Annotated in this window: 19 protein-coding genes; 13 read left to right on the top strand and 6 right to left on the bottom strand. The window is 70.3% G+C overall.

Features of this window, described 5'->3' with window-relative positions; translation table 11 throughout:
- Positions 1 to 11: 11 nt before the first annotated feature.
- The gene (locus IG98_RS44775) at positions 12 to 1,850 is read right to left on the bottom strand and encodes a DEAD/DEAH box helicase (RefSeq protein WP_084195320.1); all 1,839 of its coding nucleotides are present in this window, start codon (positions 1,848 to 1,850) and stop codon (positions 12 to 14) included.
- Between the two features lie 369 nt (positions 1,851 to 2,219).
- On the opposite strand from IG98_RS44775, the gene IG98_RS0112800 reads away from it, so the two are divergent.
- A complete protein-coding gene (locus IG98_RS0112800) occupies positions 2,220 to 2,858 on the top strand; it encodes a ferritin-like fold-containing protein (RefSeq protein WP_030910559.1) in 639 nt (212 codons plus the stop codon).
- A gap of 599 nt (positions 2,859 to 3,457) precedes the next feature.
- Here IG98_RS0112800 and IG98_RS0112795 read toward each other — a convergent pair.
- From IG98_RS0112795 to IG98_RS0112770, 5 genes are all read right to left on the bottom strand, one after another.
- The gene (locus tag IG98_RS0112795) at positions 3,458 to 3,688 is read right to left on the bottom strand and encodes a DUF3107 domain-containing protein (protein ID WP_030910555.1); all 231 of its coding nucleotides are present in this window, start codon (positions 3,686 to 3,688) and stop codon (positions 3,458 to 3,460) included.
- Positions 3,689 to 3,797: 109 nt separating this feature from the next.
- Positions 3,798 to 4,427: a TetR/AcrR family transcriptional regulator gene (locus IG98_RS0112790; RefSeq protein ID WP_030910552.1), complete on the bottom strand. Its 630-nt coding sequence runs from the start codon at positions 4,425 to 4,427 to the stop codon at positions 3,798 to 3,800.
- Between the two features lie 60 nt (positions 4,428 to 4,487).
- Positions 4,488 to 4,790: a hypothetical protein gene (locus IG98_RS0112780; RefSeq protein ID WP_051752031.1), complete on the bottom strand. Its 303-nt coding sequence runs from the start codon at positions 4,788 to 4,790 to the stop codon at positions 4,488 to 4,490.
- A 585-nt stretch (positions 4,791 to 5,375) separates the two neighbouring features.
- On the bottom strand, positions 5,376 to 5,555 hold the full coding sequence (locus tag IG98_RS0112775) for a hypothetical protein (protein ID WP_030910546.1): 180 nt from the start codon (positions 5,553 to 5,555) through the stop codon (positions 5,376 to 5,378).
- Positions 5,556 to 6,307: 752 nt separating this feature from the next.
- Complete coding sequence (locus tag IG98_RS0112770) at positions 6,308 to 6,631, bottom strand: hypothetical protein (protein WP_030910544.1); 324 nt, start codon at positions 6,629 to 6,631, stop codon at positions 6,308 to 6,310.
- Between the two features lie 1,047 nt (positions 6,632 to 7,678).
- Between IG98_RS0112770 and IG98_RS0112765 the strand changes: the two genes are divergently transcribed.
- The 12 genes from IG98_RS0112765 (at position 7,679) to IG98_RS0112710 (ending at position 26,157) form a co-directional block, all read left to right on the top strand.
- Complete coding sequence (locus tag IG98_RS0112765) at positions 7,679 to 8,590, top strand: alpha/beta fold hydrolase (protein ID WP_157594301.1); 912 nt, start codon at positions 7,679 to 7,681, stop codon at positions 8,588 to 8,590.
- Between the two features lie 80 nt (positions 8,591 to 8,670).
- Positions 8,671 to 9,852 carry an adenylyltransferase/sulfurtransferase MoeZ gene (gene moeZ, locus IG98_RS0112760; RefSeq protein WP_030910537.1) on the top strand — a complete coding sequence of 394 codons (1,182 nt, stop codon included), beginning with the start codon at positions 8,671 to 8,673 and terminating at the stop codon, positions 9,850 to 9,852.
- Positions 9,853 to 10,027: 175 nt separating this feature from the next.
- Positions 10,028 to 10,762 carry a hypothetical protein gene (locus IG98_RS0112755; RefSeq protein WP_245651527.1) on the top strand — a complete coding sequence of 245 codons (735 nt, stop codon included), beginning with the start codon at positions 10,028 to 10,030 and terminating at the stop codon, positions 10,760 to 10,762.
- Positions 10,756 to 12,048: a S8 family peptidase gene (locus IG98_RS0112750; RefSeq protein WP_084195317.1), complete on the top strand. Its 1,293-nt coding sequence runs from the start codon at positions 10,756 to 10,758 to the stop codon at positions 12,046 to 12,048. The genes IG98_RS0112755 and IG98_RS0112750 overlap by 7 nt, the downstream gene beginning before the upstream one ends.
- A 106-nt stretch (positions 12,049 to 12,154) precedes the next feature.
- Complete coding sequence (locus IG98_RS0112745) at positions 12,155 to 13,114, top strand: hypothetical protein (protein ID WP_245651526.1); 960 nt, start codon at positions 12,155 to 12,157, stop codon at positions 13,112 to 13,114.
- Complete coding sequence (locus IG98_RS0112740; RefSeq protein WP_084195316.1) at positions 13,108 to 14,400, top strand: S8 family peptidase; 1,293 nt, start codon at positions 13,108 to 13,110, stop codon at positions 14,398 to 14,400. The genes IG98_RS0112745 and IG98_RS0112740 overlap by 7 nt, the downstream gene beginning before the upstream one ends.
- A gap of 111 nt (positions 14,401 to 14,511) precedes the next feature.
- Positions 14,512 to 14,880, top strand: coding sequence for a hypothetical protein (locus IG98_RS0112735; protein ID WP_030910521.1), 369 nt, complete (start codon positions 14,512 to 14,514; stop codon positions 14,878 to 14,880).
- Positions 14,868 to 15,176 (top strand): MGMT family protein, encoded by a 309-nt coding sequence (locus IG98_RS0112730; protein WP_030910518.1) that lies wholly within the window; start codon positions 14,868 to 14,870, stop codon positions 15,174 to 15,176. Before IG98_RS0112735 ends, IG98_RS0112730 begins: the two co-directional genes overlap by 13 nt.
- 113 nt (positions 15,177 to 15,289) lie before the next feature.
- On the top strand, positions 15,290 to 18,190 hold the full coding sequence (locus tag IG98_RS0112725) for a CDP-glycerol glycerophosphotransferase family protein (protein ID WP_245651525.1): 2,901 nt from the start codon (positions 15,290 to 15,292) through the stop codon (positions 18,188 to 18,190).
- A gap of 263 nt (positions 18,191 to 18,453) precedes the next feature.
- The gene (locus IG98_RS0112720) at positions 18,454 to 21,654 is read left to right on the top strand and encodes an ATP-dependent helicase (protein ID WP_030910512.1); all 3,201 of its coding nucleotides are present in this window, start codon (positions 18,454 to 18,456) and stop codon (positions 21,652 to 21,654) included.
- Positions 21,655 to 21,706: 52 nt separating this feature from the next.
- Positions 21,707 to 25,324, top strand: coding sequence for an ATP-dependent DNA helicase (locus IG98_RS0112715; protein WP_030910509.1), 3,618 nt, complete (start codon positions 21,707 to 21,709; stop codon positions 25,322 to 25,324).
- 125 nt (positions 25,325 to 25,449) lie between these two features.
- Positions 25,450 to 26,157, top strand: coding sequence for a TetR/AcrR family transcriptional regulator (locus IG98_RS0112710; RefSeq protein ID WP_030910506.1), 708 nt, complete (start codon positions 25,450 to 25,452; stop codon positions 26,155 to 26,157).
- The last annotated feature ends 31 nt before the right edge of the window (positions 26,158 to 26,188 follow it).

Below are 26,188 nucleotides of genomic sequence, written 5' to 3'. Positions count from 1 at the left end.
TGGTGTTGTTACTACTGGTTCGGGCGACGAGGCCCTCGTTGCTGTCCGCGTATCTGCGGACGGCGGCGGCTCTGCACGCGCTCGGAGGCCGCCGAGGGGGCGATCTCGTCGTCGTCCGACGCCAGGTCCGGAGACTTGAAGATCACCGCGAACGGGCTCGGCGGAATGATCTTCTCGGGCTGCGGCCGGGGCCCGGAGACCTCCGCCGCGGGTTCGTCGTCCCAGTGTTCGGCCATGTCGTCCTCCACGTCCGTCGTGAACTCCGCCACCGGCTCCTCGCTCCACGAGGGGAGCTCGGCCACTTGCTCGCGCCTGGCACGGCGCTGCCTGCGGACCGGCTCGTCCGTCGTGGAATCGGGGTGAGCCGGAGCCTCGGACTTCCCGACGAGGCTCACCTCGGGGTTCAGCCCGGCCCTGCGGGCACGGCCCCGGCGGGGCGCGGCCTCGGCGGCGTACTGGTCGTCACGGCTGTCCTTGCGGGGTGCCACGTCCGTCTCCACCTCAGCGATCTCGACGACAGGGGACTCAGCGGGCTGGACCTCCTCGGCCGTGACCGGCGTGGAGATCTCCTCGCCGGTACGGCCGCCGCGAGTGCGACGGCGCTCGCGGGACGTGCGTGCCGGACGCTCACGACGCTCCTCACGATCGTCCTCACGCCCCTTGCGGGGAGAGCGGGAGCGGATTCGCCCGGTCTCGCCGAGATCCTCGACCTCCTCTGCGGCCAGGCCCGCCCGGGAGCGGTTGGCGCGCGGCAGCACGCCCTTGGTGCCCTCGGGAATGCCCAGATCGCTGAAGACGTGCGGGGAGGTCGAGTAGGTCTCGACCGGCTCGGGGAAGGAGAGCGAGAGCGCGTTGTTGATGACCTTCCAGCGAGTGAGGTCCTCCCACTCGACGAAGGTCACCGCGACACCCGTCTTGCCGGCCCGGCCGGTACGGCCGATCCGGTGTACGTACGCCTTCTCGTCCTGCGGGCAGTCGTAGTTGACGACGTGGGTGACGTCGTCGACATCGATGCCGCGTGCCGCGACGTCCGTCGCGACCAGTACGTCGATCTTGCCGTTGCGGAAGGCCCGCAGGGCCTGCTCGCGCTGGCCCTGACCGAGGTCGCCGTGGACGGCCGCGGCGGCGAAGCCGCGCTCCTTGAGCTGCTCGACGACCATGTCGCAGGCGCGCTTGGTCTCACAGAAGATCATTGTGAGCCCGCGGCCATCGCACTGCAGCAGGCGGCCGACGATCTCGATCTTGTCCATCCGGTGCGTGCGCCAGACGAACTGGGTCGTCTGCGGGGTCGCCTCGGCCTCGGCGTCGTTGTTCTCGGCCCGCACATGGGTGGGGCGGGTGAGGTAACGCCTGGACAGGGCGACGATCTCGCCCGGCAGGGTCGCGGAGAACAGCATCGTCTGCCGCTCCGCCGGGATGAGCTTGATGATGCGCTCGATGTCGGGCAGGAAGCCCAGGTCGAGCATCCGGTCGGCCTCGTCGAGGACGAGAGTCCCGATCTGGCTGAGGTCGAGGTGTTTCTGCTTGACCAGGTCGAGCAGGCGGCCCGGGGTGCCGACGATGACGTCGACCCCCTGCTTGAGCGCCTCGATCTGGGGTTCGTAGGCGCGCCCGCCGTACACGGTGAGGATCCGCGAGCCGAGCTTGCCGGCCGCCGTCACGAGGTCCTCGGTGACCTGGACGGCGAGCTCACGGGTCGGTACCACGACCAGCCCGCGGGGCTTCTTGCGGTTCTTCCTCGGCTTGCCGACACGCTGCAGCATCGCCACGCCGAAGGCGTAGGTCTTGCCGGTGCCGGTACGCGCCTGGCCGATGATGTCCTGGCCGTTGAGGGCCAGGGGGAGTGCCATTTCCTGGATCGGGAACGGCGCGATGATGCCCTCGGTCTCAAGGGCATCGGCGATCTCTGGGGTGACTCCGAGGTCTCGGAACGTCGTCAGCTTGGCCTGCCTAAATCTCCGTTGAAGGCAGGACTGCCGGGACCACGGGCAGAAAACGTGTTCCCCGTGCCGGGTCCTCGCGGAAGGTCCAGCCTTCTCATGTCATCAGCGACCGCTGCGGCGTCACGCCGACTTTTGGGGGCGTCCGGGAGTGGATATCCCGGATTAACACGGTGCGGTCGCACTTTCACAGAGCAGTGTACTCGATACCACAACGGAGAACCGATTTCTTCGTATTCCCGGTGAATCGCGAGGTCGATCAGATCGTAGGCTGCCTCCATGAGTGATTCCCCTCCCGGTGTCCCCGACCTGCTCGGTGTTCTGGCCTACGCCGAGCTGACGGCGTTCCTCAGACTCGCCGAGGACGCCACGCGGTATGCCCCCTCACTGACCGATCGGGCGGCCCTCGGAGGCCTCGCGGCGGCTGAGTACGCGCACTTCGAGCTGCTCCGCGACCGGCTGGCCGACCTCGGGGTGGATCCCGAGGAGGCGATGGCGCCCTTCGTGGGGCCACTGGACGACTGGCATGCCCAGACCGCCCCCGGAGACTGGCTGGAGGCTCTGGTGAAGGCGTATGTGGGCACCGGGATCGCGCTCGACTTCTACCGTGAGGCGGCCATCGGCGTGGACGACCGGACGCGGAACCTCGTCGAGGAGGTTCTCGCCGACGAGGGGCGGTCGCAGTTCGCCGTCGAGAGGGTGGGCGCGGCGCTTCAGGAGGACCCCAGGCAGGCGGGGCGGCTGGCGCTGTGGGCCAGGCGGCTGGTCGGGGAGGCGCTGAGCCAGGGACAGCACGTGGCCGCGGCCAGACCGGAGCTCGCGGCACTGCTGGTGGAGGCGGCGGGGGAGGACATCGGCCGGATGTTCGCCCGGCTGACCGAGAAGCACGGCGACCGGATGGCCGCTCTGGGGCTGTGAGCCGCAGGCTCCGGCTCTCCGGCGCGGGGAGCGGGGCCGCCCCGCCCGGGGCGTGTCACCGGCTGCGCGGCCGGTCTTCCGGCTCCAGGCTCCCGGTACGGGGGCCGGACGGCCGTTCGGGGCGTGTCCTCCACCTCCGGACCGGCCGCTGGAGCGGCTGCTGGGCCGGTCCTGGACCTGTTCGCGGAGGCGGAGCAGGGAAACCGGTCCCGCGGATCAAGACGCGTGGGGCGCCGAACAGCGGTAGCGTGCGAGACATGAGGGCCTCGCGCCGCTATGGCAGTTCCTTGACGAGATGTGGGCCGAACCGCTGGACCTCGCGTCCCGTGTTACGCAGAGGAGGCGCGGGGTGTCCGGCCGTCGGCCGGGGCCAGGAGCATCTCCGCCGGGTCAGACGTCCGCGCTGCTGCGGGTTCGGCGAGCGGGACGAGTGCTCGGGCACATGGGGGGACGGGCGTTTCTGAGCCCGAAGGGACGGGTGCCGGGCCGTCTGGCGCCCTCGGTAGGGGGTGGGTCACCCGGCGCCGGTGCTCACGCCAGATCCGCGGACCGCGCCGTGTCGGCGGGGGACGACGATCTGGCGCGAGCCTCGGGGTCCGTCAGAGCGTGCCGCCGAAGCCGACGGGACGCATCGCCTCCCCACCGATCTCGATGAAGCCGAGTGACGCGATCGGGACGATGACCTTCCGGCCACCGACGTCGGTAATGGTGAAGACACCGGCGCTGGACGCGAGGGCGGCGCTGATCTCGCTCTCGACCTGGTCGGCCGTGAGGTCGGTCTCCACTACGAGTTCACGGTGCACGGAACGTACGCCGATCTTGATTTCCATCCTGCTCCCTTTCGATGAGGGTTGCTCGTCCCATGGTCACCCCATCGAAGGTCCGACGCGCCGGTTGATCGCGCCAAGCGAACAGAGGTCCCGTGGCCACGGGGCGTTCTCAGTGGTCGGCGACGGTGCGGGGGAAACCGGAGATGCCGCGCCACGACAGACGCGCGATGAGCTGGGTGGCCGCGTCCTTGGGGATGGAGCCGTTGCTGCTGATCCAGTAACGCGCGCTGACCTCGGCCATCCCGACCAGCCCGACGCCCAGCAGGCGCGCCTCGTCGCTGGAGCAGCCGGTGTCCTCCTGGATGACCTGGCTGATCATCTCGGCGCTCTCCCGGAGGTTGCGCTCCATGCGCTGGCGGACCGGGGCGGCGTTGCGCAGGTCCGACTCGAACACCAGCCGGAAGGCCTCACCCTGGCTGGAGACGAAGTCGAAGAACGCGCCGATCGCGGCCTGGACACGCTGCTTGTTGTCCGTGGTGGAGGCGAGGGCGTCGCGGCAGCGGGTGATCAGGTCGTCCACATGCAGGTCGAGCAGGGCCAGATAGAGATCCTGCTTGCCGGGGAAGTGCTGGTAGAGGACGGGCTTGCTGACCCCGGCCCGCTCGGCGATCTCATCCATCGCGGCCGCGTGGTAGCCGTTCTCCACGAAGACCTCCTGCGCCGCACTGAGCAGCTGGCGGCGGCGGGCTGTCCGGGGCAGCCGGGTGCCCCGGGGCTTGGCGTCCGGGGTAGCGGTCACGTGGTCTCCTCCGGTGAAACTCCTGGCGTCTGGGGCCATCCTACGCGCGGGTAACACGGGTCAGCGATAATCGTCCTCATCGAGCTCGACCGTGCGGCGCTGTTCGAAGGTGTCGGCGGGATCGGCTTCCATGGGAACCGTATCCGGCCACTCCTCGTCTTCCTCACGCGCGGTCCGATTCTGCTCGGCGGCGTCCGCGGGGTCGACCTCCGCCTCCGCGGAGAGGTCGGGAGACGAGTCGGAGCCGCCCTCACGTGCCGACCGGCGCTGCTCGGCGGCGTCGGCCTCGGGTGTCTCGATCGAGATCTCCTCGGACGGATCGTCGACCGTTCTCCCGTGCTCTCTGTCGCCGTGCGGGTTCATGTCTGACATCCCCTGTCGTCATCCGGGCTTCGGCACGTTTCCTGTCCTGACCCGGCTCCTGCAAACGTCGGACAACGCCCAGCGTACGACCTCGGATGCCGCGCGCCGAGAAAGACGCGGCATCGGATTGCCCATGGCGGTGCCTGCGGCATTGGCGGCGCTTTACATTTTCCAGCGATATTTTGGAACATGTGTTCGATATATGGCTGGATGCGGTCACATTGGTGCCAGGTGGCCGGGGCGGGCTGGGGGCCGCTCGGCTGATGTCCGAGGGAGAGGGGAGGGCGGTGGGGCCGAACATCACAGCGGGGCTCGCGGTTCGAAAACCGCGGGCCCCGCCTGCAATTCGTGAGAAATGAGAACTCGCACTGTCGTCGAGAGTCAGAGGCTCGGGGATTTCTCCTCAAGTTCCAGTATTCGAGGCCCGGTCGCTGCTTCTCGGTGAGAAGCCGTGATCATGGCGAATACGGGGTCCTGTCTCTCGGTCACGATTCCGAAGCCGCTCGAAACCGCGGATCCGGCCGCGTGGTTTCGGCCTCCGGCCGTTCCGCACCCCAATCGAGGTGCGTGTCCCTGGTCAGCTGACTAGGAGACCGGGGGGGTGCCAAGGCCGTTGTTACCGCCGTTGTTACCGCCGTTGTTGCCGCCGTTGTTGTCGTCGCGCTCACGGCGGCGCTCTTCGACGCGAAGGGGCTCGAAGCGCTCGTTGCGGTTGTCGTTGTCCAGGTGGTTACGGTTGTTGTGGACACCCTTGAACTTGGGCATTGCGTTTCCCCCTTGAAAGGATCGGTTGCCCCGATTTTCGGCACTTACCGAATTGGCCGGGAATTACCGGAGATAGCAAGTGATGAGCCATCCCTGGTTGTCATAGTTTCCTTGCATGTCTGCTGATAAACGGAGATCGAAGGCTTTTGCTATCTCCTTAGATATTTATCGTCGATGTTGAACTCTTATTGATTGATTTAAAGTGAAATGCACTTAATGTCGTATTTGTGCTTTGACGATGGAAGGGTGCCGGGTGTGGTGGGGGACGGGGTGCGGCAGGGGCATCGGCGGCCTCCTGGGTGGTCCGGTCCGAGGTCGTTTCCGGGGTGTCCCGCCGCGCCCGGATCCGGTGGGCGTTGACGGACGCCGCGGGAGCCGCTCTGGCGTGCGGGCGTCGAGGCGTGGAAAGCGGGCGGTGAGAACGACGGGCGAGGTGATATGCCGGAGACCGGGCGCATGGGCGAGGGCCCCGCGGTTCGAAAACCGCGGGGCCCCGCTGTGATTCCTGAGTAATGAGAACTCGCACTGTGTTGGAGTCAGAGGCTTGAGGATTTCTCGTCAAGCTCCCGTTTCGCTGTTCGGCCACTGTTTCCCGGTGGGAAGCGGTGATCGTGGCGAACGCGGGACCTCTGGCGCTCCGTTACGGTTCCGAAGCCGCTCGAAATAGCGGATCCGACCGTGTGGTCTCGGCCTCTGGCCGTGCCGCGCCCCGATCGGGGCGTGCGACTCGGGTCCGGTGACCGGGAGGTCCGCTAGTCCCTCCGGCGCTCCTCGGCGAGAACGGGCACGAGGCGGTCGTTGTGGTTGTCGTTGTCCAGGTGGTTGTCGTTGTTGTTGTGGTTGTTGATGATCAGCCTGAAGCGGTGGCGGGTGTGACGGAAGCTCGAGCGGCAGCCGCCGCAGCAGCCGCAGCCGCGGCCCCAGCCGCCGCCACAGGTCGGGTAGGCGGCAGCGGTGACCGTGGTGGTCATCGCGCTGGCGCTGGTGACGGTGGTCGCCGCGCCCATGCCGACGATTCCGCCGGCCAGTGCTGTGCTGATCGCGAGCCCTGCGAGGACACCCTTGAACTTGGGCATTGCGTTTCCCCCTTGAAAGGATATGCACTTAATGTCGCATTTGTGCTTTGGCGTGGGAAGGGTGCCGTCGAGGAGCGGGAGGGAGTGCGCCGTAGGGAGCCCCTGCCTGCTTCCTGGACGGTCCCGAGGTTGTCTCCGGGGCGTCTCGCTGTCACGTGGGCGGGCACCGCGGGGCCGCTCTCGTACGCCGGCGTCGAGGTGGGCCGAGGCGGGGAGGGGTGACGGTGAAAGGGGGGTGGGGGCGGGGAAGGTGGCGAGCCGGAGGCCGGGCGCATGGGCGAGGGCCCCGCGGTTCGAAAACCGCGGGGCCCCGCTGTGATTCCTGAGAAATGAGAACTCGCACTGCGTTGGAGTCAGGATCTTGAGGATTTCTCCTCAAGTTCCCGTTTTCGCTTTCTGATCATGGTTTCTCGGTGAGAGGAGATGATCATGGCGAATACCGGGATCCTGTCGCTCCGCTACGGTTTCGAAGCCGCTCGAAATCACGGATTCGACCGTGAGGGGCCTCATGTTCCGGCTGTGCCGCGCCCCGATCGGGGTGTGCGACTCGGGTCCGGTGATCGGGAGGCCTGCTACTCCCTTTCGTCGCGCTGGGCGAGAACGGGCACGAGGCGGTCGTTGGGACACCCTTGAACTTGGGCATTGCGTTTCCCCCTTGAAAGGATCGGTTGCCCCGATTTTCGGCACTTACCGAATTGGCCGGGAATTACCGGAGATAGCCAGTGATGAGCCATCTCTGGTTGTCATGATTTCCTCGCATGTCTGCTGATAAACGGAGATCAAATCCTTTTGCTCTCTCCTTATCTATTTGTGGTCGATCTTGGATAGTTACTAGCCGCTTTCAGGTTAAATGTCTTTAATGTCGCATTTGTTCTTCGAGGGGGGAAGGGGTGGAAGAGATGTCTAACTAATGGTGATAAAGCATGTAATAAAAAGACATCTGGATAAAATAGGCTTATGTGCCTTTTGTGGTACCGGGGGGCTGTCGTCTGGCGCGTCGAGAGGCGAACTATCGTGGAAGAGCGGCCGGACGACAGGAGGAGACGCGTGGTGCACAAACCGATCCCCAACTGGCAGGGCGAGATGATCGACCTCGGCGACCAGCGGATCCACGTGCGGTCGACCCCGCCAGGCCCCGCGGAGACCGCCGTCTACGTACACGGCCTCGCGGGCTCCGCGACCAACTGGACAGACCTGATGGGCGAGCTCTTCGACGTGGTGACCGGTCACGCCGTCGACCTGCCGGGCGCCGGATACTCGCCCGAGCCGTCCGGTGGCGACTACTCCGTCGACGCCCACGTACGGACCGTCACCGCCCTGATAGAGCGGGTCTCGCGGACCCCCGTCCACCTGTTCGGCAACTCCCTGGGCGGGGCCGTCTCCGTGCGGCTCGCCGCCACCCGTCCCGACCTGGTCCGCTCGCTCACCCTGATCTCACCGGCCCTGCCCGACCTGCTGCCCAGGTACGGTCCCGCGCGGGTGGCGCTGTCCGCCGTGCCCAGGCTCGGCGAGTGGGCGGCGAGCCGGCTGAGCCTGCTGCCCGCCGAGCGCAGGCTCGGTGCCACGCTCGCCATGTGCTACGCCGACGTGGGGAGGATTCACCCGGAGCGGCTCAAGGAGGCGATCGAGGAGGTGCGCCGCCGGGACGGTCTCCCGTACGCGGGGGCGGCACTGATCAACTCGGCGCGCGGCATCGTCGCCGAGTACTTCCGGCGCGGGGAGACGAACCTGTGGCGGCAGGCGGCTCAGGTGACCGCGCCCACGCTGGTCGTGCACGGTCGCCACGACCGGCTCGTCAACCCCCGGATGGCGGCCCGCGCGGGCCGGACGTTCCCGCAGGTGAAGCTGGTGCTGCTGCCCGACGCCGGGCACGTGGCCCAGATGGAGTTCCCCGACCGGGTGGCCCGCGAGGCCAGGATCCTGATAGGTGAGACGGTCCTCACTCCGGTTGGGGAATGACCAGGGCACCAGGTTAGGTTGTGAGTGGAGCGTGCTGTGCTAGCCGTATCGTCAAGACCCCCTGAAACGGGAGCAGAACTGTGTCGTTGCCACCACTGGTAGAGCCGGCAGCCGAGTTGACCGTCGATGAGGTGCGCCGCTACTCGCGCCACCTGATCATTCCGGACGTGGGCATGGCCGGGCAGAAGCGCCTGAAGAACGCGAAGGTGCTCTGTGTGGGCGCGGGTGGCCTGGGTTCCCCGGGGCTGCTCTACCTCGCCGCCGCCGGAGTGGGCACGCTCGGCGTCATCGACTTCGACGTGGTCGACGAGTCCAACCTGCAGCGGCAGGTCATCCACGGCCAGTCCGACGTGGGCCGCCCCAAGGCCGAGAGTGCCGCGGACAGCGTCAGGGAGATCAACTCCCTGGTCAACGTGATCGTCCACAACGAGGTGCTCACCACGGACAACGTGATGGAGATCTTCGCCGGCTACGACCTGATCGTGGACGGCACGGACAACTTCGCCACCCGTTACATGGTCAACGACGCGGCGGTTCTCCTCGGCAAGCCGTATGTCTGGGGCTCCATCTACCGCTTCGACGGTCAGGCCAGCGTCTTCTGGGCCGAGCACGGCCCCTGCTATCGCTGCCTCTACCCCGAGCCGCCGCCGCCCGGAATGGTCCCCTCGTGCGCCGAGGGCGGCGTGCTCGGCGTGCTGTGCGCGTCGATCGGCTCGATCCAGGTCAACGAGGCCATCAAGCTCCTCACGGGCATCGGCGAGCCGCTGGTCGGCCGCCTGATGATCTACGACGCCCTGGAGATGAACTACCGCTCGGTCAAGGTCCGTAAGGACCCCGAGTGCGTGCTCTGCGGCAAGAACCCGACGGTCACCCAGCTCCTGGAGGACTACGAGGCGTTCTGTGGCGCGGTCTCGGAGGAGGCCCAGGAGGCCGCCTCCGGCTCCACGATCACCGCGGCCGATCTCAAGTCCATGCAGGACGCGGACGAGAACATCTACCTGATCGACGTCCGCGAGCCGAACGAGTACGAGATCGTGTCCATCCCCGGCGCGGTGCTCATCCCCAAGGGCGAGTTCCTCAACGGATCCGCGCTGGAGGGGCTTCCGCAGGACAAGAGGATCATCCTGCACTGCAAGTCCGGTGCCCGCTCCGCCGAGGTCCTGGCGGTCATCAAGAGCGCCGGCTTCTCCGACGCCGTCCACGTGGGCGGCGGCGTGCTCAGCTGGATCAAGACCGTCGACCCGAGCCTGCCGACCTACTGACCGGCCCGGTGGGGCTCTTACCGCCCGCGCCCCGTGGAGCACGCGCTCCACGGGGCGCTCGCCGTTCCCTCGCCGTTCGGGAGGCCCTCGCCCCGCCGCCACATGTGCTTTCCGCTCCGACGGATATGGACGGAACGGCGGATGACACCCGCCTCGCCGCATTAAGGTCGAGAGCGTGAACGAAGTCCCACGTCAGCGACGGCATTCATGGCCGACGCTGGTCGTGGCATCGGCGCTGACGCTGTTCTGCGCGATCGTGGCCGGGGTGGCGACCAGCGCCGCCGGAGCGGAACTCACCCGGGGGCCGACCCAGGCGGAACTCGATCGGGCGGCACTCGACGAGGTGGCACGGCGCTGGCAGGCGTGGCCCGCCGGGCGGGTCTTCCCCAAGACGGTCCGTTACGCCGCGGAGCAGGGGGGCGAGGAGAAGGCCCGCAGGGTGGGCATCTCGCCGGAGACCCGCTGTGACGACGCGGTCGACGCCAAGCTGCGCAAGGCGCTCCGGGAGGCCGGCTGCCTGGGCATCCTGCGCGCCACCTACATCGACGCGCTACAGGGGGTCGTCGTCACCATCGGGGTCGCGGCCTTCGCCGACGAGATCGGCGCCACCAGGGCCAAGGCGGCGCTGCCCAGGGGCGACCGGCCCTCGCCGGGCCTGAGGGCGCTGGCCTTCCCCGGCACCGTCACCGACCGGTTCGTCTCCGCGGGGCGCCAGGCCGGTCTCGTCCGGCAGGCGGGTCCCTACATGGTGATGGCCACGGTCGGCCAGACCGACGGCCGGCCCGCCAGCGCGGTCGGCGAGCAGCGGCCCACCCTGTTCGCGTTCACCGGCGACATCGCCGACCGGATCCTCGCCGACCTGACCAGGCCCGCCCGCCCCGACTGCGCCTCGGCGGAGTGGCGATGCTGACCGTGCCGAGGCGTCCTTCCGCCGCCCGCGGGGCGCTCGTGGCGACGACGCTGCTGACACTGACGGTGTTGACGGTGTTGACGGGGGCGGTGGGACCGGCCCCGGCCGCGCGGGCCGACGACGTCAGGGACAGCCAGCGGGAGGTGCTGCGGACCCTCGACCTGCCCGCCGCGTGGCGGGTGTCCGAGGGGGAGGACGTGGTCGTGGCCGTGCTCGACTCGGGGGTGGACAGCGACCACCGTGACCTGGCCGGGTCGGTGATCGAGGGTAGTGACTTCACCGCCGGGGCCAACCCGCGGGGTGTGCGGCCCCTCCGGCTGCACGGCACGTACATGGCGTCGCTGATCGCCGGGCACGGTCACGGGCCAGGTGGGGCAGACGGGGTGATCGGTGTCGCGCCCCGCGCGAAGGTGCTGTCGGTGCGGGTCATCCTGGAGGACGAGGAGCCCGGCTTCCGGGAGTTCAACACCGCCGAGCGTTACGAGAACGTGGTGGCCAGGGGCATCCGGTACGCGGTGGACCACGGCGCCGACGTGATCAACATGTCGATCTCCAAGGAGTTGGCGACCAGGGAGGAGCGGGCGGCGATCCGCTATGCGATCTCCAAGGGGGTCGTGCTCGTCGCGGCGGCGGGCAACGACGGTGCCGAGGAGCCCGATGCCGGCGGCAACGCCCCCTACTCCTATCCGGCGGCCTTCCCGGGAGTGGTCTCGGTCGCCGCGACGGACCAGAGGTTGCGCCGCGCCTCGTTCTCCAACCGGAACCCCTCGGTCCTGGTGGCCGCGCCGGGGGTGGACATCCTCGGGGCGGGTCCCGGCGACGAGTACTGGGTCGGCCGCGGCACCTCGCAGGCGACCGCTCTGGTATCGGGCGTCGCCGCCCTCATTAAGGCGAAATATCCGGAAATGTCGCCCGTGCTGGTTGTTCAGGCGATCACCGCGGGAGCCACCCGGCGGCCCACCGGCGGCTACGACACCGGCATGGGCTTCGGCGTCGTCAACGCCACCCGGGCACTCGCCGCGGCCGCCCGGATCTCCCGGCACACCCTCACCGCGGAGGGGGCCGGCGGGCATGACCCCGCCCGCCCGCTGGGTCTGGCGGTCGAGCCGGTGCGGGTCGTCCATCGTGACCGGGACAGGATCAACCTGTACGGCGGGGTGGCCGTGGCCGCCGGGCTCGGCGCGATCGCCTGCCTGGTCACGATCGCCGTGTTCGTCGGCCGTGCGCGCTCGTCGACGACCTACCAGGAACCCACGCCCGACGGGGTCGCCGCGCCCTGGCCGTGAGCACCGGGCCCGGCCCCGGATCGCGGCCGGAGCCGGGCCAAGGTCGCCGCCGCGAAAATGTACGCCGCTGATGGGGCGGAGAGGGCAGGCGACGTAGCATCGGAGTATGTCGCAGCCAGGGCGGTCCCAGGAGCCGGAGCGGCGTCTGGGAGCCCCGGCACCCCGCGCCCGTGGCGGCTGGCCACCGTCCGGCTCCCGGGTGAGTGCCGCCGGGGGTGGCCCGACCAGGCGGGCGCCCGCGCAGGGCGCCACGGTCAGGCGGCACCGCGTGCGCTCCTGGCCCGCGGCGGGCCGTGACCGCGCGGCGATTCAGCGTGCCGAACTGGCGGCCCTGGAACAGGGCGTCCGGTTCCGCACGATCTTCCTGATCCTGGTGGGCACGATCCTCGCCATCGCCGCCACCAACGTGCTGACCGGCGCGGTCGGGTTGCTGCGCGAGACGAGCTCGCGCCCGCTGACCGCCGCCGAGCAGGCCCGCTACATCTCCGACGACATCGCCAGGCGCTGGTACACCTGGACCGCGGACCTGGTCTTCCCCGTCGAGCTGCAGTACATCGGCCTCGGCAGGGTCCAGCAGTACGCCCGCAGGGTCGGCCTCGCGCCCGAGGTGGCCTGCGCGGCCGGCACCGACGCGCAGGTGGGGTCGGTGCTCACCCGGCACGGCTGCCGCACGCTGCTGCGGGCCACCTACGTCGACCAGACGTCCACGTTCGTCTTCACCGTGGGCATCGCCGTGCTCGCCGACGAGGAGCGGCGGCTCGCCGCCTCCGCGCAGCTGGCCGTGGACGACAGGGTGGGGGTGCGGCCGGTGGCCTTCCCCGGCACGGCGACCGAGCTGTTCGGGGCGGCCCAGCGCCAGCGCAACGCCTGGGTCGGTGTCGGCCCCTACATCGTCTTCTCCGCCGCCGGTTACACCGACGGCCGCACCCGCCAGGCGATCGCCCCCGAGGAGATCCTGCACAGCGAGCTGTGGCCCGCGGCCCAGGCGGTCGCGGGGCGCATCGCCAGGGCCCTCGGCGACGAGCCGAGCGCCGTGCCCCAGTGCACCCAGGGGAACGTGTGCTGAGGCGGCGGCTGTGGGCGACAGGAGTGCTGGTCGCGATCTCGGTGGCGGTCCCGGCGGTGCCGGCCTTCGCGACCGTGCCCGCCGAGATGCCCGCCGCTCCGGTGCTGGCCGCGCCGCCGGAGGGCGCCGACGTGCGCGAGGACCAGCGCTGGGTGCTGGAGATGCTGCGTGCGCAGGAGGCGTGGAAGGTCACCAGGGGCTCGGGCGTCACCGTGGCCCTGGTCGACAGCGGGGTGGACGACCAGGTGGCCGAGTTGCGCGGGCGGGTGACCTCCGGACCCGACATGGGATCTGTCAAGTTCGACAGGAACTCCCCGGACGCCGGACGGCACGGTACGGCCATGGCCTCGCTCATCGCGGGGGCGGGCAACGGCGAGGGAGGTCTTCTCGGGATCGCCCCCGAGGCCAGGATCCTCTCGCTGCCGCTGATCGTCGAGGAGCGTCCCAAGGACGGTTCCGCGCTGCCGGAGGAGGATCTGCGCTCGCGCAGCGACAGTCCGCTGGCCCGGGCGATCCGTTACGCCGCGGACAACGGGGCCCAGGTCATCAGCATGTCGCTGGGCGCCTACGGGCCGCACCGGAGCGAGCGGGAGGCGGTCTCCTACGCGCTGTCCAGGGGTGTGGTGCTCGTCGCCGCGGTGGGCAACGACGGAGACTCCCAGTACACCAAGGACAACTCCACCTCCTTCTGGAACTTCCCCGCCGGATATTCCGGGGTCATCGGTGTGGGGGCGGTGGACAGGCTGGGCAAGCCGGCGAGGTTCAGCAGCGACAATCTGTCGGTCCTGGTTTCGGCGCCCGGTGTCGGGGTGCCGGTGGTCGTCCCCGGTGGAAACTACGGATCCTCCGAGGGGACCAGTTCGGCGACCGCGCTGGTGGCAGGGGTCGCCGCACTAATAAAAGCGAAATACCCGAATATCGCGCCGCAGATGGTGGCGCAGGCCCTGGTCTCCACGGCTTCGGAGAGTCCGGCCGCCGGTTACGACGACCACATCGGGTTCGGCGTCGTCGACGCCGCCGCGGCGCTCGCCAGGGCGGATCGGCTCGTGACGGGTGCGAAGGAGATCTCGGTCCCGGATGACAAGTACTTCGGCGCCGGGGTCCCGCACGAGGAGTACAGCAGACCGGGCCCCGATCCGCTGAGGCTCTGGCTTTACGGAACGAGCCTTGTCGGCGGCCTGGTGGCGTTCGCGGCGGCCGTGGTGATGCTCGGCCGGCAGTCGGACAGGAATGGACCGGTAGTGGTGGACGCGGAAACGGCCAAGCGTGGGAGACCGCGGGGATAAGCGCAGTTTGAAGTCAATTAGAACGCGTTTAGGACACTGTTCGGATGCGATAGCCCGAATGTCGGGATTTACACTCCGGGAAACCCGGAAGGTTCGCTATTCTCCCGCGTTATGGGGTACGAGTTGCGCGTGGAGCGCCCTGCGCCTCTCGCCTTCGCGGAACTCGCGACTGTGCTGGGGCAGGCGGGGTTCGAGTTCAGAGGGTCGCAGGAGTCGGGGGAGGTCCTGGCCCGCCACAATGGTGCGGTTCATGCCATAGCGATATGGAACGGCCGCCTGTCCGGCGCCCCCGGATCGGACTGGCAGGTGGCCCAGCTGGCACGCGTGTCCGCCCTGCTGGGAGCACGGCTGGTCGGCGAGGACGGCGAGTCCTACGCGATCCGTGGCGGTCTGGTCGAGCAGTTGAACGGCTCGGTGGCCTACGAGTTCGGCAAGCTCGACGAGATCCTCACGGCCGGGCCGACGGTATGGAGCCAGTAGGCCATCCCACTCCGTACGCCGAGCGGGTGCTGGATCTGGTCGAGCGCATTCCGCCCGGCATGGTGATGTCCTACGGCGACATCGCCGAGTATCTCGGCGAGGGCGGCCCGCGCCAGGTCGGCAGGGTGATGTCCACCTGGGGCGGGGGCGTGCCATGGTGGCGCGTCGTGCACGCCGACGGCACCCCGCCACCCGGCCACGAGCAGCGATGCCTGGTGAACTGGCGCGAGGAGCGGACCCCGCTGCGGGGCGCCCGAGCCGATATGCGGGAGGCCAGATGGGGCGGAAAGCCTTAGATCACAAAAGCCTGTAAATCCCGGGAACCCTTAATTCACCGCGTAACCGGCCCTGCCGTGGCGCACTAACATGGCCTAGGACAGCGCTCTGTCCGAAAGGCGGTGCTTTCCCCATGGCCATCGGTGCCACCCCCGCACGAGCCAGCGGCGACCCCGTCGTTGACCGTCTTCGGGTTGTCCAGGACCTCTGTGACCGGGGAGAACCACTCGACTCGATCATGGCAGCGGTGCTGGCCGACGGGCTGAAACCGGATGAGCGCCGTCGTTTCGACGCCGACGCGCTGGCCGGGCCGCTGGGTTCCCGGCTGGACATCGCCGCCAAGCGCGGCGCCGCGCGGCGCCGCGAGTTCGTCACGGTCCTGAAGCCGTACGTGACCGGTGTGGACGCGAGGGCCAAGCGGGACCTGCCGGTCGCCCGCAGGATCGCCTTTCACCTGATCGAGCACCGTGAGATCGACGACCTCGCCGACGGCGACGCGTTGCAGAAGCTCGTGACCGCCGCCGCGGAACCGTCCAGGCGCGTCCGCAAGAAACTCCGCTGGTACGCGGATCTGCCGCTCCAGGACGAGTTGCCCGAGTCGCTGTTCCGGCTGCGGGCCGCGGATCTCATCCCGATGACCCAGATCGAGGACGTCTCCTGGTCCGGCGGGCGGCTGCACGTCAGCGGCCATGCCTATCTGGCCGGGCTGTCGGTGCGCAGCCGCCGCTTCAACAGGGCCACGGTGGTGCTGCGCGGCCCGCGCTGGCTGCCGCCGGTGCGGCTGCGCACCCGGAGGATCTTCCACCCCGAGGCGACCTACGGCGCGGAAGAGGCAGGCTGCAACTACGACTGGTCCGGGTTCACCGCCGAGCTGAGCCCGTGGCCGCTGCGCTGGCGTTCCGCGGTGCGGGCCGTCGTGCGCGGTGGCAAGCGGCTGCTGCGCCGCCGCACCACCGTGCAGGACACCACCACCTGGCGCGCCGAGATCGTGATCTGGAGCCGGGGCGCCCGCGCCGTCGGCCTGCTGCGCGGCCCCTCCACCGGCCGTACCGAGCGTCCTTCGGGGCTTGACCTCGGCGGAGGTTGGTGGATCCGCCCCGTCTGGACCTCCGACCGGGCACTCCAGGTGGTGCTACAGCCGACCAGGGCCGAACTGACCGGCGTGAAGCTGGACGGCGAGCGGCTGGAGGTCCAGGTCTTCCTGCCGGGCAAGGAGGCGAGCAGGGGGCACGCCCGGCTGGACGGCCACCGGATCGCCGCGGACTTCACCCCGGTCGACGGCGGCACCGCGGTCGTCGTACCGCTCGCCGTGGCCTCCCTGCTGCAGGAACGTGACGGCGGCCGTCTCTGGATCGAGCCCAAGGGCGATCCCGCGGCCTCCGTCATGATCGGCAAGGCGGAGGAGAGCCGTACGGTCGTCGGGGATCGTGAGATCACCGTGCTGCGTGACCGGCGTGACCGGGTGAGCGTCTCCGCGCACCGGATCCGCCCGGTCATCACCGCCGCGACCTGGGACGAGCAGGGCGCGCTCGCCCTGGAGGGCTCCTACCCGGGCTCCGGTGTGGCCGAGCTGACCCTCAAGCACCGCAGCGGGCTGATCCACGCCATCCCCCTGGAGCGGGAGGGCCCCCGTTTCACGGTGCGGATCGCGGCCGCCGCGATGCCCCGTTTCGGGGACACGGTGCCGCTGGGCAGCGGCACCTGGAGCATGGCGGTCCGCAACCCGGCCGGCCAGATCGTCCCGTTCCGCGTCGACCACGCCATCCTCGACGATCTGGACGAGGGCACGAAGATCCGTGACGGCCGTGAGTACCGCCTGATCTCCACCCGCTTCGACATTCCGGTGCTCTCCGTCGCCGAGCACCGTCCCGACGACGAGAAGGGCGCCGGCGGCCTGTACGCGCTGCGCCGCGGCTTCTACCCCGCGGAGCGGACCCGAGAGCTGAACGACGCGATCGTCTACGTCGCCTACGACGGGCGGCAGTACGAGGGCAACGTCCGCGCGATCTACGAGGAGCGCGTGCGGCGCGGCGACGCCGGAGAGCAGATCTGGGTGGTCAAGGACGGCGCGTTCACGCCTCCGGGCCCCGCGGAGCTCGGCTTCGGAGAGGGCGAGGGGCCGACCGTGGTGCGCGCGGGCAGCCGCGAGCACTACGCGGTGCTGGCCCGCTCGCGGTACGTGGTGACCAACGGCTTCCTGCCGCCCTGGTTCCGGGCGCGAGAGGACCAGACGGTCGTGCAGACCTGGCACGGCACCCCGGTCAAGCGCCTGGGCAACGACCTGCCGCACATGTCCCGTGACCCCAGGCCGCCGGCCTGGCACCGACAGGCGGTCGAGGTGCGCGGCTGGGACCTGCTGGTCTCCCAGAGCCCCTGGGCGACCCGGGTGCTGCGCAAGGCGTTCGGCTACCAGGGCGAGGTCCTGGAGAGCGGCTACCCGCGCAACGACGTGCTGGTGGCCCCCCACCGCGACGAGATGGCGGCGCGGATGCGCGCCAGGCTCGGCATCGCCGAGGGGGCGAAGGTGGTGCTCTACGCGCCGACCTACCGTGACTACGATCGCAAGAACGCCTCGATCCGCCTGGACCTGGCCGAGGCGCACCGGGTGCTCGGCCCCGGCCACGAGTTCCTGATCAGGGCGCACTCGATGCAGGCGGCGCCCAACGTGCCCGTCGGCCTCGGACGCGACGTTACGACATATCCCGATATTACGGATCTACTGCTGATCGCCGACGTGCTGATCACGGACTACTCGTCGGTCATGTTCGACTTCGCGGCGACCGGCAGGCCGATGCTCTTCTTCACGCACGACCTGCAGCGCTACTCGTCCAAGCGGGGCATGTACCTCGACCTGGCCGCGGAGGCACCCGGCCCGCTGCTCTCCACCGGGGCCGAGGTCATCAAGGCACTGCGGTCGATCGACGAGGTGACCGCCGCCCACGCCGAGCGGTACGACCTCTTCCAGCGCACCTACGCGCCTCGCGACGACGGCAAGGCGACGGCCAGGCTCGTCGACCACGTCTTCTCCTCCTGAGCGGTTCCCGGGGGCGGCTTCCGGGCGGCCCCCGGGATCGGCCGCCCGGCCCCTGAACCCGCCCCGGGACGTTCCGGCGCAGGTCAGCGCCTCGGCCCCGGTCATCGGCCGTCCCTGGCCCACCCGGCGGGGCCGACAATCCGCCATGCCGTACCCGCCGACTCGGCACGATCATCGTCCGGGATCTGGTGGAATGGCGAGTTGTGAGTGGTCAGGACTGGCGGCTGGTACGTCGTGAGGGTGCGGGGAGAGCTGTTGCCCCTGTGCTGGACGAGCACCAGCGGGCGGTGGTGGCCCACCAGAGCGGCCCGCTGCTCGTGCTCGCCGGACCGGGCACCGGCAAGACCACCACGATCGTGGAGACCGTCGTGGACCGGATCGAGCGCCGGGGCGTCGACCCCGAGCGGGTGCTCGTCCTCACCTTCAGCCGCAAGGCCGCCGAGGAGTTGCGCGAGCGCATCACGGCCCGGATGCGCCGTACCACCCGCACCCCGCTCTCCCTCACCTTCCACAGCTACGCCTACGCGCTGCTCCGCCGCGAGGCGGTGATCGCCGGAGGGGTGCCGCCGCGCCTGCTGACCGGCCCCGAGCAGCTCCTGGAGATCCGCCGCCTGCTCCACGGTGAGTTGGAGGACGGCGCCGCGCACTGGCCGCATGACATGCACGAGGCGCTCAAGACGCGCGGCTTCGCCTCCGAGCTCCGTGACTTCCTGGCCCGCGCCGCCGAACGCGGCCTCGACGGGCCGGAGCTGGTCGAGCTGGGCCGCCGCCACGGCCGCCCCGACTGGGTGGCCGCCGGCCGGTTCGCGGACCGCTACCAGGCCAGGTTCGACCTCGACCTCGAACCGGTTCTCGACTACGCGGAGCTGATCCGGGCGGCGGGGGCGCTGCTCTCCGACCCCGAGGTGCGCGACCGCGAGCGATCGGCGTACGACGCCGTCTTCGTCGACGAGTACCAGGACACCGACCCCGCCCAGGAGTTCCTGCTCCAGCAGCTGGCGGGGGAGGGGCGTGACCTGGTCGCGGTCGGTGACCCCGACCAGTCGATCTACGGTTTCCGCGGTGCCGACGTCCGAGGGATCATGAACTTCACCGACCGGTTCCGCGACGCCGACGGCGCGAAGGCCCCCGTCGTGGCGCTTCGTGTCTGCCGTCGCAGCGGCCGGAACCTGCTGCGGGCCACCCGCCGCGTCACCACCCGGCTGCCCGCCACCCCCGGCGGGGCCGCCCACCGCGACCTGCGCGCCCTGCCGGACGCCGACCCCGGTGACGTACGGGTGCTGGTGGCCGACGGGGCACCTCAGGAGGCGGCGATCGTGGCCGACACGCTCCGCAGGGCGCACCTGCTCGACGGGGTCCCCTGGTCGCGGATGGCGGTGCTGGTCCGCTCCGCGACCCGCCAGGTGCCGCTGCTGCGCCGAGCCCTGGTCACCGCCGGGGTACCGGTCGTGGTCGGTGGCGGCGAGGTGCCGCTCTTCCAGGAGCCGGGTGTGCGGCCGCTGATCAGGCTCATCCAGGTGGCGCTGCACCCGGAGACCCTCGACGAGGGGGTGGCGGAGGAACTGCTGACCGGCGCGCTCGGCGGCACCGACATGATCGGTGTACGCCGCCTCCGTCGCGCCCTGCGGATCGCCGAGCACGAGGCGCTGGCCCACCCCACCGAGCACGAGGCGGCCGAGCAGGCGGAGCGCGACGCGGCTCTCGATGTGGACCTCGATATGGACCTCGACCTGGAGCGCGAGGCCCCCGGCCCCCGCTCCTCGGGAGAACTGCTGGTCGCCGCGTTGAAGGACGCGCGGGAACTGGTGCGGGTGGATGAGCACGTCGCGCTGCCCGCCGAACGGGTCGCCGGTCTCATCTCCGCCGCCACCGAGGCCGTACGGCAGGGCGGCACCGCGGAGGACGTGCTGTGGGCCGTCTGGCAGGCCACCGGGCTGGCCAGGAAATGGACCGACGTCAGCCTCAGGGGCGGTGTCAGGGGCACCATGGCCGACCGTGACCTCGACGCCGTCGTGGCGCTCTTCGACCACACGGCCAGGTTCGTCGACCGGCTCCCGCACGCCGGGGTGGACGTGTTCGTCGAGGACCTGGTCGCCCAGGAGATCCCCGGGGACTCCCTCGCCGATCGGGCTCCCGACGGCGACAAGGTCCGCATCCTCACCGCGCACCGTTCCAAGGGCCTGGAGTGGGACGTGGTGGTCGTCGCCGGGGTCCAGGAGGGCGCCTGGCCGGATCTGCGGCTGCGCGGGTCCATCCTCCGCACCGACGACATGGTCGCCAGGGCCGAGGGCTCCGAGCACGAGAACCCGACGGCCGTCTCCGCCGCACTCGCCTCCCAGCTGCTGGCCGAGGAGCGTCGCCTGTTCTACGTGGCCGCCACCAGGGCCAGAAGCAGGCTCATCGTCACCGCCGTGGGCGGCGACGACACCGAGGAGCGGCCTTCCCGCTTCCTCACCGAGCTGGTGCCCGGCTCGACCGAGGAGGCGGGCGTCGACGAGCGGTCCCGCTGGCTGAGCATGTCCGCGCTGGTGGCCGACCTGCGGTCGGCGGTCACCGACTCGACCAGACCGGAACCGCTGCGCAGGGCGGCGGCCGAGCACCTGGCCAGGCTCGCCGCCGCGGGAGTGCCCGGAGCCCACCCCAACGACTGGTACGCCCTCACCCCCATCTCCGACGACCGCCCGCTGAGCTGGCCCGACGACGTCGTACGGGTCTCGCCCTCGGCGGTGGAGAGCTTCAGCAAGTGCGGCCTGCGCTGGCTGCTGGAGACCTCGGTGGGCGCGGGCGGTACCGACGCGGCCCGAGGTCTGGGCACCGTCGTGCACGCGCTGGCGGTCCTCGCCGCGACCGGCATGCCCACCGAGGAGACCCTCGGCAAGCGCCTGGACGAGGTCTGGAACGAGCTCGACTTCGGCGGTGTCTGGTACAACCGCAAGCAGCGCGCGGTCGCCGAGGAGATGATCTCCAAATTCGTCGCCTGGCACGAGAACAACCCCCGGACGCTGGTCGGCCTGGAGGAGGCGTTCACCGCGATGGTCTCCGAGGGGGTGCAGATCAAGGGCCGGGTCGACCGGGTCGAGCGCGACGGTGAGGGCCGAGCCGTGATCATCGACATCAAGACCGGCAAGACCGGTGCCAAGGACACCGAGCTCGAACGCCACCCCCAGCTCGGCGTCTACCAGCTCGCCGCGCTGCTGGGCGCCTTCCAACGGCACGGCCTGACCGAGCCGGGCGGTGCGGCCCTGGTCCAGGTGGGCGACGCGGCGGGCAAGAAGGCGGCCAAGGAGCAGACGCAACCGCCGCTGTCGGAGGACCCCGAGCCCGGCTGGGCCAAGGACATGGTGGACACCGTCGCCGTCGGCATGTCGGGGCCGTTCTTCCAGGCCAAGGTCAACGACGGCTGCCGCACCTGCGCCGTACGGTCGAGCTGCCCGGTCAGCAAGAACGGGGACCAGGTGTGCTGAGCCACGTCCCGTGCCCCGTACCGGGCCGTGTCGCGCGTGCCGGGGGCGCCGCGTGCTGAGCCCGGTTCAGCTTGCCGCCAAGCTGGGCATCCTGCCGCCGACCCCGGAACAGGCGGCCGTGATCGAGGCCGGGCTCGAACCGATGGTCGTGATGGCCGGGGCAGGGTCGGGCAAGAGCGAGACCATGGCCGGGCGCGTCGTCTGGCTGGTCGCCAACGGGCTGCTCCGCCCCGAGCAGGTGCTCGGCCTGACCTTCACCAGGAAGGCCGCCGCGGAGCTGGCCGCGCGGGTGCGCGAGCGGCTCAACGGGCTCGTCGAGGTCGGGCAGGTGCCGGCGGAGCTGATGGAGGGCGAGCCGACCATCTCGACGTACCACGCCTACGCGGCCCGCCTGGTCACCGAGCACGCCCTGCGCGAGGCGCTGGAGCCGACCATGCGCCTGGTCTCCCCCGCCGTCTCCTGGCAGCTCGCCAGCCGGGTGGTCAGCGCCTACGACGGACCGATGGAGCAGGTCGAGTGGAGCCCGGCGACCGTCACCCGGGCGGTGCTCGAACTGGCCGGTGAGCTGGCCGAGCACCTGCGCACCCCGCAGGACGTGCGCGACGTCGGCGCCGGGCTCGCCCGGCGGTTCGCCGAGTTGCCCGGCACCCCGACCAAGGACCAGCGCAGACCGCTTCTCACCCAGCGGGCCAGGGAGCAACTGCTGCCGCTGATCGAGGCGTACAACCGCCTCAAGCGCAGCCGGGAGGTGGTCGACCACGGCGACCAGATGGCGCTGGCCGCCAGGATCGCCGACCGGCACGCCGACGTCGGCGAGATCGAGCGCGGGCGGTTCGCCGTGGTCCTGCTGGACGAGTACCAGGACACCAGCCACGCCCAGCTCGTCCTGCTCCGCGCCCTGTTCGGCGGCGGCCACCCGGTGACGGCGGTGGGCGACCCCTGCCAGTCCATCTACGGCTGGCGGGGCGCCTCGGCGGGCAACCTCACGCGATTCCCCCGTGACTTCAGGACCGCCTCGGGGGAGCTCGCGCCCGTCAACCGCCTGTCGGTCAGCTTCCGCAACGGCGACGCCGTGCTGGACGTCGCCGCCCGGCTCCAGCTGCCGCTCCGGATGGAGGCCAGGGAGGTGCCGGTCCTGGTGCCCGGTAAGAACCGGGTCGAGCGCGGCCGGGTGATGTGCGCCTTCCACCAGACCGCGGACGACGAGGCGCGCTGGGCCGCCCTGGAGATCGCCAGGGTGCTGGGCGTCGAGAGCGCGCCCGACGGCATGCCGTGGGGCGACGGCGAGCGGAAGAAGGCCAAGCAGAGCATGTGGGGCGGGCCGCAGTCGCTCCAGCCGCACGACGTGGCGATCCTGGCGCGCAAACGCTCGCAGTTCCCCGCGCTCCGCAAGGCCCTGGAGGAGCGTGGCATCCCGGTCGAGGTCGTCGGCCTGGGCGGCCTGCTCCTCGTGCCGGAGATCGCCGACATCGTCTCCACCCTGCGCGTGATCTACGACCCGAGCGCGGGGGACGCCCTGGTGCGGCTGCTCTCCGGCCCCCGCTGGCGGATCGGCCCCGCCGACCTCAAGGAACTGGGCGAGCGGGCCCGCGAGCTGAACCGGGAGACCCGCGAGGGCGCGTCGCCGGTGGCCGACCCGCTGGACCAGGTCGTGGCCGACATGGCCGAGGAGCGCGGCAGTCTGGTCGACGCCCTCGACGAGCTGCCCGACCGTCCCGCCTGGCAGGACCTGTTCTCCCCGCTGGCGAGGGTACGGCTGGTGGCCATGGCCCAGGAGCTGCGTCTGCTGCGCGCCCACACCGGCCAGCCGCTGCCCGACCTGATCCTGGAGATCGAGCGCAGGCTCGGCCTGGACATCGAGGTGGCGGCCAGGGGGACGGCCGTCGGCCCGTTCGCCGCCCGCGCCGACCTCGACGCCTTCCTGGACGCCGCCGCCCGGTTCGCCGGAGACTCCGAGGATCCCACGCTGGGCGCGTTCCTGGCGTTCCTGAAGGCGGCGGACGAGGAGGAGAACGGCCTGGACGCCGGGCGGGTGGGCGAGAGCAACAGTGTGAAGCTGATGACGGTCCATGCCTCCAAGGGGCTGGAATGGCCGGTCGTGGTGGTGCCCGGCCTCTCCCAGGCACTGTCGAAGGCCGGGACGCTCACCGTCGGCACCGTGTTCCCGGCCCGCTCCACGACCAGCCCGAGGTGGACGGAGAATCCCCGCAAGCTGCCCTACCAGCTCCGCGGGGACGCCTCCGACCTGCCCGGACTGGCCGGGCTGGCCAAGGAGGAGCTGGCCGACTTCGACGAGCGCTGCCGCGACCGCGACCTGCTTGAGGAGCGCCGCCTGGCGTACGTCGCCGTCACCCGCGCCCACTACCTGCTGATCGCCTCCGGCTACCGCTGGGGCACCGCGTCCAGGCCGCTGGAGCCGTCGGACTTCCTGCTGGAGATCCGTGAGACCTGCGGCAGGGTGGCCTTGTGGGCCCCGGAGATGGAGGAGGGCGCCACCAACCCGCTCCTCGCCGAGCCGGCCGAGGCCCGGTGGCCGATCGAGCCGGACGATGTCCGCTACGCCGCCGTTCTCGACGGCGCCACCATGGTGGAGGCCGCCCTCGCGGCCCTCGCCGAGGGTCCCGCTCCCGGCTCCTCCCTTGACGCTCCCCGGGACTACCAGGACATTCCCCTCCCCGAGGCTCCTCAGGACGAGGAGGTGCCCTTCCCTGAAGATCCGTGGGACGAGGACGCGTTCTTCCCCGATGACCTGTCGGACGGGGAGGCTCCCGGTCCGGACGACCGCGGGCCCGTTCCCGAGGGGGCGGAGAACGGCGATGCGCCCTTCCCAGGCGATCCACAGGAGTCTCCCGGGGTTTTTCCCGGAGCGGCGGACACCTGGCAGGGCGACCGGGCCGATTCCGAGGTCGAGGCCGGAGCCGGGGGCGAGCCAGGGGAACGGCGGCCGATGCCGGCGGCCGAGCTGCGGGGGTGGGACAGGGAACGGGCGAAGGCCTGGGAGCGTGACATCGAGCTCCTGCTCAGGGAGCGGGAGATGAACCGGCGGCGCGGTGGCGGCAGGGTGGAGCTGCCCACCCACCTGACCGTTTCCTCCCTCGTCACGCTGGCCTCCGATCCCGAGGCGCTGGCCAGGCAGATCCGCCGCCCGGTGCCCAAGAAGCCCGCGCCGCTGGCCCGCCGGGGCACCTCCTTCCACCGCTGGCTGGAGGGGCGCTGGGGCCAGCAGCGGTTGATGGACGAGTTCGAGCTGCCCGGCGCGTCCGACGACTTCGAGGAGACCGACGCCCACCTCGACGAGCTGCGCGACCGCTTCGAGGAGAGCGAGTGGGCGGACAGGGAACCGCTGGATGTCGAGGTCCCCTTCGAAACGGTGATCGCCGACCGGGTGGTCCGCGGCCGGATGGACGCCGTCTTCCAGATCTCCGAAGGGCGCTACGAGGTCGTCGACTGGAAGACCGGCCGGCGTCCCAGGGGCGAGAAGGCCGAGGCCGCCGCCTCCGTCCAGCTCGCCGCCTACCGGCTGGCCTGGTCCCACCTGGCCGCCGTCCCCCTGGAGAAGGTGGGCGCGGCCTTTCACTACGTCCTGCGGGGCGAGACGGTCCGCCCGGTCGACCTCCTCGACGAGGCCGGCCTCGTCACCCTCGTCGAGTCGGTCCCCAAACTCCCCTGAACGGCCCGAAGATGTGGGCGACCCGGATCCAAGAAGGGGTTGTCCGCGCCGGAGGGGAGACCTACCCTTTGACTTATTGACCGGTTTTAATAATTGGTCACGAAGTCAGAGTGAAGGGTTCCAGGATGACGGAACGAGCAGGGCAGACCGCCGGTCGCGCCGACCGGATCCTCGACGCGGCGGCCGAGCTGCTCGTGCGTCTCGGCTACCGCAAGGTGACGATCGACGACATCGCCCGGCAGGCCGGCATCGGCAAGGGCACCGTCTACCTGCACTGGCGCACCAAGCAGCAGCTTTTCGAGGCCGTGCTGCTGCGTGAGGCCATCTCTTATGTCGAGGAGCTCCTCGACGAGCTGCGCCGGGATCCGGCGATGCTGCTGCCGCACCGCTTCATCCCCGCGTCGTTCCTCATCGTCGATCGCCGGCCGGTGCTGCGGGCGCTGTCCGAGGGATACCTGCGGCATACGCAGAGCAGACCGGCCGACGCCTTCCTGCACAGCCAGGAACTGCTCGCCTCCGAACGGTTCTACGACCTGATGACCCGGCACGGCCTGTTCCGCGACGACGTGCCGAACCTGGCGTACACGCTGAGCGCGACGATGACCGGGTTCCACGCCTACGAGAACCTGGATCCGATGGCCACCGTGCCGGACATGCGGGCCAAGGTCGACTCGCTCGCCCATGTGGTCAGGTACGCCTTCGAATCGGCCGAGCCGCCGACCTCCGGGGAACTGGCCAAGGCGGTCTCGGAGATCATCGCCGTCTTCGAGGACCTGATTTCGCCCTACCGCACCTGGATCTACGCGTACGAGAGAACGCACGAGCCCGGCTGATCCCGGACCCGTCCCGATCAGAAAGGCACGC

This window comes from Streptosporangium amethystogenes (assembly GCF_000721075.1).
GTDB classification, from domain to species: Bacteria; Actinomycetota; Actinomycetes; order Streptosporangiales; family Streptosporangiaceae; genus Streptosporangium; species Streptosporangium amethystogenes.
The sequence above is the reverse complement of the archived record's forward strand: the minus strand, read 5'-3'. Positions and strand labels throughout refer to the sequence as shown.